We start from the raw sequence: 12,693 nt of genomic DNA, 5'->3' as shown, positions 1-12,693 counted from the left end.
CCTGCCTCGATCTCCTCTACCACTGTGCGTTTAAACTCTTCGCTGTAGCGGACTTGGGGACGTGTTTTCTTCATTGGTCATACTCCTTACTATAGGTTTTTGGTCAACCTATTTCAGGACGGGTCATTTGACGGGTCACCCTCTTTTCACCCTGCCTATCACTTGTCTATCCACTGTCTATCACTTGTCTATAATAGACAAGTGATAGACAGTGGATAGTCAAGTGATTAACTCCGTCAAGGGAGGGCGGTAAAAGGAAAATCAAACTGCAAGCGAATGATAACCCAATTGAAAACCCACTTAAAACCGAACCACTCAGATTGAAAGAGAGCCTCAAAATCAATCTTGCTGCATCAGTCAGTCGGCTTGGGAGTTCTTAACGCCAGGAGAGCCATAAGGGTAACTGGGTCATTCGCGGCCTCCGCGCTGGTCTGCCGCGATTGCTCATCAGGTGTTGCCACAGTATCCTCAAATACTGGATACAAATGAGCTTAACGGGTGGTGTCATCGAGGGTATGAACCACATGTTTTGCTCCCATGAAAAAAAAACTTGACAATGTATTGACGTTTCATTATTCAGCATCATAGAGATGGTTTGGTTTGCAACCAAATGTTAATGATTGATTTTAACGCTGGCCTGTTCCAGAGTGTCCGGGCAGGCTGGATAAATAGATAGTTATAGGTGAAGGCTCACTTGGTTTGGCCATTCGAGTTTTCGGTTTGGTGCAAAAAGCGAGTTGTAGATTGCACCGGTTAAAGAAACGCAACTCAAAGGAGAAAATTGCTATGAAGAAAATTGTTTTATTCATCGTGTTACTGTCGGCTGTGGCTTTCAGCTCATTGTCCGCGCAGTACAACCAGATTTACGGCCAACCCTATCCAGGCGGAGTGGGCAATCTCTATACCAGCTCCCTTGATTCCACCTACCCCGCGGATTACGAGGTGGCTGACAACTTCAGCGGATTGACCGAGCCCATTACCAAGCTCACGTTTTACGGCGCCACCGGCCAACCCGGTTGGACTCCTGGACCTCCCGCCGCAACCGAACCCTTCTTCATCAGATTCTACAACTATGCGGAAGAGTGGACTCAGCCCCCAGTCGCGGATCCCGGTATCCTGGCACCAACCACCGGCACCTACACCGTGAACCTATATGACTCTTGGGGCGATGGCTGGAACGGAGCCTCATTGGATGTTTATGTGAACGGGACCATCGTTCTGACCGGCATCACGCTTCTCACCGGAACCGGTCCGGAGTCTCACACCTTCACCGCCAATGCCGGAGAATACATCCTGACGGTCTATCACAACGGCAGTTATGATAGCGAGGTCACCTATGAAATCCTGGATCCGAACTTGATTGTTATCGCCACGGACGGACCAAATCCCACGGGAATAGGCTCACTGCCTGCTCCACCTCTTCTTGCTTCCGAGACAGGAACTTACACTGTGAACCTCTGGGACGACTACGGTGATGGCTGGAACGGCGGCCTCCTGGATGTGTTCGTGAACGGGATTCTGGTCTTGGACGACATCACCTTGGCCAGTGGAGCTGGTCCCGCGACCTATACTTTCACGGCCAATGCCGGCGATGAAATTGCCACGATCTATACCGCCGGAAGCTGGGCTTATGAAAACTGGTATGAGATCCTTGATCCCGTCCTGGCAGTGATCGCGACTGACGGTTTTGGCGGCGTGGTGCCACAGGGCATAGGTTTCGTATCCTCTCTCGTTGTGCTCGAACCGGCTTGGGCAAATCCAGTGGCATCATTCATGCTGCCCGCCACCACAACCTGGGTTGAAGACCTTCCCTGGGGAATCTGGGGTATCTACATGTTTGAGGTCGAGTTGCCCGCTCCGGTCATCCTCGCGGATGGTTGGGTTTCCGCCCAGATCAATATTGATGGCGGCGCCACCCAATGGTTCCTGTGGGCGCCGGGCACGGGGGGAGACGGTTTGACCTGGCAGCGCACGGAAGCCCTGCCTGTAAAAGGATCAGCTAATCTGAAAAGCGCCATTGCCCAGGCAAATGTGTTCAAGGCTGCCTCAGGCAACGATCGAGCCGAAATCGCAAATGACATGGCTTTCCTGATGTATACAGGCACCCCGGGAGTCACTCCGGTAGAATTGAGCAGCTTCACTGCCACCCTGACCGCGACGAACAGCGTCCAGCTGACTTGGGTGAGCCAGTCTGAAAGCCAGATGGTGGGATACCGGGTGTATCGCAACACCAGTGATGACCAGGCTGGTTCAAGCCTGATCGATCATCCTCTGATCCCGGCGACCAACACCAGCACCTCGCAAATCTACACGGCGACCGACACGGATGTCGAGATCGGAAACACCTACTATTACTGGCTGGAGTCCGTTGACTATCAAAGCAGCGATTTCCACGGCCCCGTCAGCGTTACGGTCCAAGGTAACGTCCCGCCCGTGCTTCCGGAGATCACTTCGATGAAGAATGCCTATCCCAACCCCTTCCAGGCAAACAGCAACACCAATATCGAAGTTGCCCTCAAAGCCGGCGAAACTGGCGTGGTGAGCATCTATAACGTCAATGGCCAGCTGGTGAGGACCTTCAACGTAACCGAGGGCACCCACACCATAATCTGGAACGGCAGAGACAACAATGGAATGGCATGCAGCAGCGGAGTCTATTTCTACAAACTCAGCACTCCCTCCCTCAGCCAGACCAGGAAAATGGTCATCGTCAAGTAATCATAACACAAAATACCATTGATCGAGCCCCGGAGTATATCTCCGGGGTTCTTTTTCCAAGGGAGATACATGGCAGTGCAATTCACTCATATCGGACGATTCCGGCCATGAGGCATAAAAATCGCCTTGACAGGAAACTTGCCTGCAAAACAATTCACCTCTCAGGAGATTGATGAATGATAGAAGTTATTGATCAGAAATGCGTGGGTTGCGGGGCTTGCATCCGCGCCTGTGCCTACGACGCCATCCGCATGGAAGGCAAGCTTGCCGTGATCGACCCGGAAAAGTGCACCCTCTGCGGAGCCTGCGTCCAGTCCTGCCCCTTCGACGCGATCGTGATCCGCAAACTGGCCGCAGAACACATCGACAAAGCCGATTTCCAGGGTATCTGGGTTTTTGCCGAGCAGAAGGACGGAATAATCGCGCCGGTGGTGCTGGAACTTCTGGGCAAGGGACGCGAACTGGCGGACCAGATGGAGGCGGAACTCAGCGCCGTGCTGTTCGGTTCGGAGATCGAGGATCTTTCCTCAGAGCTTATCGCCCATGGTGCCGATCAGGTGATCGAAGTGGACGATCCGGAACTCAAACACTTCCGCGACATCCGCTATAGCAAGGCCCTCACCGAACTGGCCCAGAAATACCGTCCCGCAGTCATCCTGGCCGGGGCAACGGTCACGGGAAGGTCATTCATCCCGCGGGTCGCGATCCAACTCCATACAGGCCTGACGGCTGATTGCACCGGCCTCGAATACGATCCCGAATCCGGCAACCTGCTGCAGACCCGTCCCGCTTTCGGCGGCAATATCATGGCCACGATCATCACCTCCAACCACCGGCCACAGATGGCCACGGTGCGCCACAAGGTCATGGATCCCCTGCCCCGCGACGATTCGCGTTCCGGCATCGTCATACGCGAGCAGGTTGTCTTTGATTTTGACGAGGAGGAGAGCCTCTGGCTGGGTTTTGAAAAGGAGCAGACCACTCTGGTCAACATCACCGAAGCCAATATCATCGTCTCCGGCGGACGCGGATTGAAGGACGCGAAGAATTTCGCCCTGCTGGAAGAGCTGGCCTCCGCCCTTGGCGGTGCGGTCGGGGCTTCCCGCGCAGCGGTGGACGCTGAATGGATCCCCTATTCGCATCAGGTCGGGCAGACCGGCAAGACGGTGAAACCCACGATCTACATTGCAGTGGGGATTTCCGGCGCGATCCAGCACCTGGCTGGAATGTCCTCCGCGGATTACATCATCGCCATCAACAAGGATCCGGACGCCCCGATCTTCAAGGTGGCCGATCTCGGCATTGTGGGCGATCTCTTCGAAGTGCTGCCTCTGATCACCAAAAAGGTGAACGAGATCAGGAAATGAACAGCGATCTGGCCACCAGTTTGATGGTCTCCGAGATCTTTTACAGCCTGCAGGGCGAATCCTCCCGCGCGGGCAGCCCCTGCGTCTTCATCCGGCTGAGCGAGTGCAATCTGCGTTGTTCCTATTGCGACACCCAGTATGCCTGGAGTGGCGGCACTCCGATGTCCGTGATGGCGATTCTGCAGGAGATAGACAAATATCCAGCCTGGCTGGTGGAGATCACCGGCGGTGAGCCGATGTTGCAGGACGGGGTCACAGACCTGATGCAGGCGCTGCATGAGGCCGGATACGACGTCATGCTGGAGACCAACGGCTCGATCTATCTGGCAGACGTTACGGATTACGTGGTCAAGGTCGTGGACGTAAAATGCCCCGGCAGCGGCTGCGCGGACAGCTTCATGAAGTGGAATTTGAAGGTTCTGCAGCCGCATGACGAACTGAAATTCGTGCTGACCAACTATTACGACTACCGCTTCGCGCTGGAATTCATCAGCGCCAACTACCTGGAAAACAGGATCCTGCTCTTCTCTCCGGTGCAAAGCGTGCTTCCGGCTGAGATCCTGGCCAGCTGGATGCTCGAAGACGGCGTCACGGCCAGGCTGCAGCCCCAACTCCATAAACTCCTGAACCTCCGCTAACGCTTTCCGGCCCTCCGTCTTCGCGCCGGATCGATTCTTTCCCAGGACGGCCCCCTTTACCTGATCAGGATTCAGGCCCTGCAAGCCCGTCTGACAGCCGGTCACGAAGCGTCTCTTCGCGTCTTGGCCTCAAGCCCAGGCAAGTCCCCCATTACATTCCGGCCCTTGGTTTACTTTGCGTTTCCCGCCGGATGCCCGCCCGCCGGGCGCTTATCGGGCGGGATACGTCCGCGAAACGGACAGGCTGAGTTTCAGCTGGATATCGCGGGCTCAGATCCGCAGTTTTAGATACGCTGTGTCGACCCTGTAGCCGTCTTTGGCAAAGACATCCAGTCCCAGCAGGGCAGCCTTGTACCTTTCCAGTTGCAGCGGATCGTCGATAGAGCCGGTCTTATAATCCAGGATCAGGGCTCTTTTCCCGGCGGTGTCAACCAGAAGGCGGTCCAGGCGCAGTTCTTTGCCCGCGTGATAGACAGTCAGTTCAGTGAACACCTTGTCGTAGCCGGGCACGAAGATCTCGTCCAGATGTAGCGAGGCCCTCAGATTACTGATGGAGCCTGTGATCTCAGCCTCGCTGAGCAGGGAGCCAAAGCGCGCCAGGCATTGCGCGGAAGCGCGTTCGTGTTCCTGGGGCAGGTTGAATTTCACGAAGCTCAGATAGTGGTGCGCCAGGTTTCCCAGCAAGCGCTGGCGGTCTTCCAGCCAGAGTTTTTTGAGGTTTTGAAAATCCTGGGCGGGATTGGGCTCGACCCCGGCATAGGGATCATCGATAGGCGCGGGCAGGGCGGTGACGAGTTTTTGGGGATCTATGAGGCTGAACGCCACTTGATCCTTATCAGGGCAGGGGGCATCCTTTTGTTCCTGGGTGTAGAGGTAGCGCCCCCTATCATCAGGTTCGATGCCCTTTCCAGAGAAGAAATCCCGGACGGCATCCGTGAGCAGGAGAGGCAGGCGGACCTGTTCGGGCTTGCGTGAATCCCTAAATTCATCATAATCCTGCTTGCCGATATAGGCCATGCTGATGTGCAGCGCTGTTTTGGCACGGGTGAAAGCCACATAGAGAGTGTTCATCTCCTCCAGCAGATCCCTGTCTGCAGCTTTGGCCACGAGCCCACCCCAACTGGAATTGGCAAGCACATCCTCGTAATGGTAGGTGAGGGCGTAATCTCTGAGGATTTGGAAGTCCGGCGAACCGTAATCCACAAACCATCTCAGGTACTTGCTGTCGCTGCCGCCCTTGCCGCTGAGGTTGTAAAACACGAAAACCCGGTCGAACTGCAGGCCTTTGGATTTATGTATAGTTAAAAGCTGCAATGAATTGCCTCCCTCAACAGCCACCTGTTTGAGGAATTCCTGCTCGCGGTTGGCGTCCAGAAAATCCAGAAACGCCGGGATGGATTTGTTTCTCTGGGCGCGGTCGAGCTCGAAATCCTGGCTTAGGGAAATGAAGGCGTGGATGTTCAGAAAGTCGCGTTCAGTGGGCTTTTTCCCAGTCAGGAAGAGGTCTGTGAATTCCTGGCAGACCTCCGCAGGAGATCCCGGATTCCCGCGGGAAATGTCGTAAAGCGCCTGGGCGATGCGAACATCCTGGAATTCCGGACCAGTCCCGTTTTCGCGGGCTTGGGCGATCTGGTCCACCACTTGCTTGAGAGGCGAGGCCTTTAGCATGATGTAGTTTGAACGCAGGACCTCGAGGAAATCCAGCCAGTCGCCGAAGGCAATGAAGCGCAGCCAGGCAATCAGCGGCGAGATCCACGCGTGATCAGGCAAGGTGTTGGAAGGCTGGAAAATGCCGCTTTCGCCAGCTTCCTCAAGCAGTTGCTGCATCAGGTCCAGTTCCCTGCCCTTGCGGCAGAGGATGGCGATCTCTTGCATGCGATCGCTTCTGAGGGCTGGGATCACGGAGTTTAGCACGAAATCGTTCATCACTTCTTCCAGGGTCCTGCCTTTGTTGTGGTTGGAATAAGCATTGGCGGCAAACTCGATCTGGGTGGGGTATTTGGGGCTATTGACCGCGCTCTGGCAGAAACGGTATTCCCAATTCAGGTCTCTTTCCTGCAGATAGTCCTTGATCCCCTGGAAACTGAAGATCGAATTGATGAATTCCATCATTGCCGGGCTGCTGCGGTAGGTTTTATCCAGAGATTCGACCTGGATGTTTTTGAGTGTTGGGAAGATGCCCTTCAGATTCAGCAGCAGGTCACGTTCCCCGCCCCGCCAGCCAAAGATGGACTGCTTCTCGTCGCCGACCACGATCAGGCCGCCGAAATCCTTGCTGCCCGCGCCGGAGATCACCTCCTCGATGATCGGCTTGAGGATACTGAACTGCATCAGCGACGTATCCTGGAATTCGTCGATCAGAATGAATCTGCTGCGGTGGGAAAGGAAGAGGTAGAACTCGTTGGCGGTTTCCTTGTCCCTGAGGTCAAATTTTCCCCCAGGCTGCTTGAACAACGCTTCCAGCGTGAACCAGGCAATGTCGTTGTAGGTCAGGTTCTTGTAGCTGTAGATCAGTTTGTCGTATTCTTCCAGGATGGCATTCCAGATGTCCATGATCTCTTGCTGTTCTGGCAGAAAAAGGGTGTGTACCAGATAGTTGGCAAGATTGAGCAGGATCGCTTCCTGCAGCGTATTGGCGATGTTGGTCTCGGCCTCCTTGTATCTTTTCTGCAGCTTTCTGCCGTTGTAGATGTTGCCAGCCTTGCAGGCCCGGAAGAATTTGTGGCAATCTTGGGGTCTGCTGCATCTATCCCGGACCTCTTGCAGCATACCGTTCAGAGAGTTGGGCAGGGTAGTGAATAGGTTTAGGAATCTGGTGCTGAAGAGTTTCTCGATCGCGTCCTGCGGGTAGGTCTGCCCCAGCAGGTCAAAGAGCTCAGAGAACCCGCCCAAAGCTGTATTCAGGCAATTTTCCGCGTATTCAGGCGAGGGATGGGAATTTTGGTGGCGCAGGGAATTTTCCGCCGCGGTTGGGGCCTGTGAATCGATCTGGTAGTAAAGCCAGCGGGAATTGATGAGCGAGGTGAAGAAAGAGCGATATTCATCCAGCGAGGGGCTCACCTTGCGGCGCAGCAGGTTGTCCAGGAGGGCTTTGAGTTTCGGGCTCATCAGATGGTCCAGCAGGTAAGGCATGCGTTTTTCGATCGCCTGCTGGTCGATTTCAAAGGCGTCAATGCTGCGCAGGGGGCGCACTATATTGCGAAAGATGCTGCCGATATAGGCGTCGATGGTCATCACCTGGAGTTTTTTGCGATCGGCTGAGATCTCTTTCATGGCACTGAACAGATGGCCTTTTTCATCGATGGTGAGGGCCCTGTCCGCCCTGTCCGGCCAGAGGGAGGCGATCAGGTCCAGCCTGTCCTTTTCCTTGCCCGCGGGTTCCATGCTCAGCAGATAGAGGTGCTTGACAATGCGTTCGCGGATCTCGGCCGTGGCCTTGCGCGTGAAAGTCAGCACCAGGATGTTGTCCAGGCTGAAATCGGGCTGGGAATAGTAATCCAGTACGATGCGCACATATTCCAGCGCAAGGCGGTAGGTTTTTCCTGTGCCGGCGCTGGCGGTGATGATGGAAAGCGGAGGCTGTCTCATTCTCCACCTCCCGCGGGTGGATGATAAAGGTCGGCACGAGTTATGTTCCTCATTGTCTTGCGGTGCGTCGAGTTCTTTCCCTGTCCGTAACCCCGGATCAGGCAATCTTCCAGGTTTTGGCGCATTCTTTCCCGCCATTTGTCCCGTTTGGCCTGATCTGTCCTTTCCAGGTTCTTTTGCTCCAGGATCATCCAGAAGGTCGAATCCAGTTCCCGCCCGGCGTAATCCTCATTCAAGAGATAGTAGAACCATTCATAGAACAAGAGCTGGCCGACCTCGTGGGACCCGGTCTTAAAATCCACGATCAGGTTTTTGGCTGGGCATTTGACGCGCAGATCGGCGATACCGCGGATCTTCAGATGATATTCGATCTCATCCAAAATATGGCTCACCAGAAGTTTGTGCTGGGATTCGAAATCGGTCATTCGGCCTTCCTCTGGCTGCAGTTCGAAAGAGGTGCCCCGCAATCTGGGGACCAGGAATTCCCGGTAGAATTGACGCACTGAGCGGACCAGGCATTGGGAAATCACGCTGACGAGGAACTCATGGTTGTAGTTCTGAGGAAGCTTGTATAGGTACAGCGTGGATGATATCAATTGGGAGATCTCCTTGCTCAGTTCGGTCTCTGAGTCCAGAACCACAGCCAGTTCTTCCACAGCTTGGTGGGGCCCTTTCAAGCGGCCCAAAACTTTGGCCAGGAATCCGTGCAGCAGGGCGCCGAAGAGTTTGCGGGTTATGGTCTCTTGCGGCCGCAGCTCGATGCACCTGAGCTTCCGCAGTTCCCTGACATACCAGGCGAATGGGTTCTTATCCAGGAGGGAAAGGCTTTGATAGGATACTTTCAGGCTGTGATGTTCGTCAAAGTCCGCTTGCGGTGAGACGGGCATGACGAAGAAGTCATTCGGATCAGCCCGGTTAAGTCCAAACATGAAAGCTGCCTTCGTTTGAAAATCGTATTCGTTGTGTTTGCCATATCTGGCGGCCCTGCTTTGGTAGAGGTCCGAGATGCGGGGTTTGAACAATTCCGGCACGATCCTTATAATCCCAGCCAATTCCTTGTTTTCCGAGGCGTGGATGAGTTCGGTTACGAAACTGCCAGGTTCAATGTCATGCTCCTGGTCGCGGTAACAATAGATCAGCGCCTGCCTGGAATTGAGCACCTGCCTGAGGAAGTAATAACGCTCCCGCCTACGCAATGCGTCGAAACTCTTCAAGCCCAGGCGCTGGCGTTGGTTCTCATTGAACAGCCAGACCGGCTCCGGATTGCTGGGATACACTCCCTCTATGGCGTGGAAAAACACCACCGTATCATAGCTCAGGTTGCGCAGGTCCAGAAGATTGCTCACGTCATAAACCCGCGTCTCCTCTCGGGCAGTTTTTGCAAAGCTCAGCCTCGCGCTGGCCAGGGCTTCCAACAGCAGTTGCAGGATGTTTTCCGCCAGGCCTGCCCCCTCCGGGGCGAACAGGTCGCTCCAGGAGTCTACCACACCCTGCGTCCCCAGGCTGGCAAAATTGGCCAAGCGTTCATAAAACTCCTCCAGAGCGTTGCTGTAAAGAAGTTCCTGGCTTCGGCACATCCTTTGGATACTGAGTCCCTCAGGTAGGTCGATCAGATAGACAAGGCCAGACGGGCTCTGGATTTGGGCGAGCTTGGCCAGCAGCGCGAAATGGGGTGTGAGCAGGCGAGGCAAATAGCTGTATGCACGTTTGTCGTTGAGCACCTTGAAGATTTCGAGGTCCTTGTCCACATACAATATGTCCTGGTCGAAAAGAAAGCGTAACTCGTTCAGGAGCAGGTCTCTTTCTTCGCTGCCCCAGTCAGGATGGTAGTAGCGGATGAAGTTGTCCTGCGCGCAAGCTGCCAATAACAGCCGGAGTGGGACAAAACTCTGGTCCAGAGTGGAGTTCAGGGCATGCAGATGAGCGTGCAGGGTCTGTAGGAAAGCGTAGATCCCGGAGCGGATGAAACTGCCAGCCTGGCTGGCCTTGTATTTGGCCGGGCTGAACAGGTGGCGGTAGTGTTTGCGGTTGAACATGCTGTCGATAATCACCCTGCTTTCCGCAACATCCTCCACTTCCGGGTCATGGTTGGCCAGGAAAGCCAGCACCATCTGCTCCTCATTCTCGCATTCGACCACTTCGATCTTCTGGGTGCGGATGTCAGAGGGTTTCAACTCTTCGAGCCTGGTCTCCGGGGTGGTCAGCTGCTCAGGGTCCATCTTTGGACCGCAGGACTGGGAGATGATAAACACCTCATTGCCCGAGGCTTCCAGGGCCTTGATGAGCTGTTTTTCCAGCTTGCTGAAATAGTATTGGTTCACAAACACAAAGCGGCAGCCCCGGCAGGGAACTTTGACCTCCGAGGCGCGCGTGGAAAAGATGGGGTCGGTCAGGCCCAGCTGGTCGAGCCTGTCGCGATAGCGGGAATGGATGGAGAGCACTTTTAGCAGATACTCTTCCTGCCAGCCCAACAGATTGATCCCGAAAGATTCGAACGGGGCGCTGAGTTTGCCCACTTCAACGCATTCGTCGCAGAGTTCTTCAAAGAACTGGAAAAAGTGGTTGCCCCAATCCACGCTGTCGAAGTAGCCGTTGATGTGAAAATGCTGCCGGTCCTCGTCAGTCAGGCTCTGATAGAGGCAGAGCAGACGTTTGTCGTCGCTCACGGATGGGATTCCCGGCAATAGCAGATCGTTTTTCAGCTGCTTTATGGAGATAAACTCGCAATCCTGAAGCTGCCAATCCGCCATGAACCTTTGCCTGGCACGGGCGGCGGATACTTCTGTGGGAAAGATGAGCTGGCAGGGATCGCTGATCTGCTCCAGCGCGGTTTCGGTCAGGTCAGCGGAAAGGGGAACGGTGATTATCCTGGGCACAATGGCCTCCTATAACAAAGGTGAAAACAAGCGGCAGAGCGATTCCAGAGCTTTCTTGACCACGGACCGGTTCTGGAATTCCTCCAGATCGATCTGCAGGCTCTGGCCGCGGTCGATCTCGAATTGGGTGATGGCCTGGATCGCTGTCCCGGCGTCGTAGACCATCGCGGTGATCTCAAAATTCTGGTTGAAGCTGCGCAGGTCCATGTTCACGGTCCCGATGGAGAGCACCTCTTCGTCCACGATCAGCACCTTGGCGTGCATGAATCCGGACCGGTATTCATAGATCTCGATGCCCGCCTCAAGCAGCTCGCGGTAGTAGGATTTGCTGCCCCACCAGACGATGAAATGGTCCGCCCGCCCGGGCAGGATGATCTGGATATTGACCCCGCTGAAGGCGGCGGTTTTGAGCGCCATGAGCAGGCTGCTATTCAGGATCAGATAGGGCGAAGTGATCCGGATGCTGCGTTTGGCGTTGCTGATCGCGGAGAAAAATACCTGCAGGATGCTGGCGTGGTCGGAATCCGGGCCGCTGGCGGCGATCTGGACCGGGATGTCCGGACTTCCCTCCACCTTCATGCGCGCCTCCGGGAGAAATTGTCTGAAAGCTTCTTCCGAGAGCAGGTTCTGCTTGCTCACAAAGTACCAGTCCAGGCAGAAATCCGCCTGCAGCGCGGTCACGCTGTCACCCCGCAGTTTCACCAGCGAGTCGCGCCAATAACCGAAATACTTGTTTTTCCCCATGTATTTGTCGCCGATGTTCAGCCCGCCCAGAAACCCGCGCTCGCCGTCCACGATCACCAGTTTGCGGTGGTTGCGGTAGTTGAGGCGGCTGTTCAGGATCGGCAGCCAGACCGGCATGAAGGGCTTAAACATCACTCCGGCGGACCTGAGTTCGCTCTTGAATTTGTAGCCCAGACTCCAGCTTCCGACGTCGTCGTAGATGAAGCGGACCTCCACTCCCTGGCGGGCTTTGCGGATCAGCAGGTCTTTCACCCGGTTGCCCGTCTCGTCGTTGGCGATCGAAAAATACTCCAGATGCACGTGCTTTTTGGCGTTTTCAATGGCGGCGCAGATGTCGTTCAGGGCCGCATTGGTGTCCGAAACGATCTCCACCGAGTTTTTTTTGGTGAGGATGGCCTTGCTGTTTGTGTCCAGCAGGCGGCAGAGCTTTTGCTGCAGGTCGGATCCGGCATTGAGCTCCAGGCTGCCCAGATATTCCCGGAAGATCCTGTCCAGATGATCTTTGTCGGCCAGTTCCTTGCGGTTGAAAAGCCTGGTTTTACGCCAGTTTCTGCCAAAGAAGAGATAGAGGATGAATCCAATGATGGGAATGTAGAGCAAGAGCAATATCCAGGCCAGAGTGCGCACCGGATCGTCGTTTTCCAGAACCAGGACCACGATGATCAGGACGATCGTGATCCCGAAAATGAAATTCACGACCTTCAGCATCCAGTTGGAAAGGTGAAAGAAAGCCGATCCACCCACGATCAGTTGCATGGTGCC

Annotated in this window: 6 protein-coding genes; 3 read left to right on the top strand and 3 right to left on the bottom strand. The window is 55.0% G+C overall.

Annotated features, from left to right (window positions below; all coding sequences use genetic code 11):
* The first annotated feature begins 786 nt into the window (after positions 1-786).
* The 3 genes from K0B87_07610 (at position 787) to K0B87_07600 (ending at position 4,723) form a co-directional block, all read left to right on the top strand.
* Entirely contained in the window at positions 787-2,718 is a 1,932-nt protein-coding gene (locus K0B87_07610) for a T9SS type A sorting domain-containing protein (protein MBW6514606.1), read from the top strand.
* 176 nt (positions 2,719-2,894) lie between these two features.
* The gene (locus K0B87_07605; protein ID MBW6514605.1) at positions 2,895-4,085 is read left to right on the top strand and encodes an FAD-binding protein; all 1,191 of its coding nucleotides are present in this window, start codon (positions 2,895-2,897) and stop codon (positions 4,083-4,085) included.
* Positions 4,082-4,723 carry a 7-carboxy-7-deazaguanine synthase QueE gene (locus K0B87_07600; GenBank protein MBW6514604.1) on the top strand — a complete coding sequence of 214 codons (642 nt, stop codon included), beginning with the start codon at positions 4,082-4,084 and terminating at the stop codon, positions 4,721-4,723. The genes K0B87_07605 and K0B87_07600 overlap by 4 nt, the downstream gene beginning before the upstream one ends.
* A 270-nt stretch (positions 4,724-4,993) precedes the next feature.
* Here the strand turns inward: K0B87_07600 and K0B87_07595 are convergent, their stop codons facing one another.
* The 3 genes from K0B87_07595 to cls are packed head-to-tail and all read right to left on the bottom strand — an operon-like array spanning position 4,994 to position 12,639.
* Positions 4,994-8,311, bottom strand: coding sequence for a UvrD-helicase domain-containing protein (locus tag K0B87_07595; protein MBW6514603.1), 3,318 nt, complete (start codon positions 8,309-8,311; stop codon positions 4,994-4,996).
* Positions 8,308-11,187, bottom strand: a complete 2,880-nt coding sequence (locus tag K0B87_07590; protein MBW6514602.1) for a PD-(D/E)XK nuclease family protein — start codon at positions 11,185-11,187, stop codon at positions 8,308-8,310. The genes K0B87_07595 and K0B87_07590 overlap by 4 nt, the downstream gene beginning before the upstream one ends.
* Positions 11,188-11,196: 9 nt before the next feature.
* On the bottom strand, positions 11,197-12,639 hold the full coding sequence (gene cls, locus K0B87_07585) for a cardiolipin synthase (protein MBW6514601.1): 1,443 nt from the start codon (positions 12,637-12,639) through the stop codon (positions 11,197-11,199).
* Between the last annotated feature and the right edge of the window lie 54 nt (positions 12,640-12,693).

Source organism: Candidatus Syntrophosphaera sp. (genome assembly GCA_019429425.1).
Taxonomy (GTDB): Bacteria; Cloacimonadota; Cloacimonadia; order Cloacimonadales; family Cloacimonadaceae; genus Syntrophosphaera.
Note: the sequence above shows the minus strand (reverse complement) of the source record. Positions and strands in the feature narration are given on the sequence as shown.

Bases quoted from the DNA above. Each gene is read 5' to 3' on its own strand.
- K0B87_07610 (MBW6514606.1), top strand. From the start codon at position 787: ATGAAGAAAATTGTTTTATTCATCGTGTTACTGTCGGCTGTGGCTTTC.
- K0B87_07605 (MBW6514605.1), top strand. From the start codon at position 2,895: ATGATAGAAGTTATTGATCAGAAATGCGTGGGTTGCGGGGCTTGCATC.
- K0B87_07600 (MBW6514604.1), top strand. From the start codon at position 4,082: ATGAACAGCGATCTGGCCACCAGTTTGATGGTCTCCGAGATCTTTTAC.
- K0B87_07595 (MBW6514603.1), bottom strand. From the start codon at position 8,311: ATGAGACAGCCTCCGCTTTCCATCATCACCGCCAGCGCCGGCACAGGA.
- cls (MBW6514601.1), bottom strand. From the start codon at position 12,639: ATGCTGAAGGTCGTGAATTTCATTTTCGGGATCACGATCGTCCTGATC.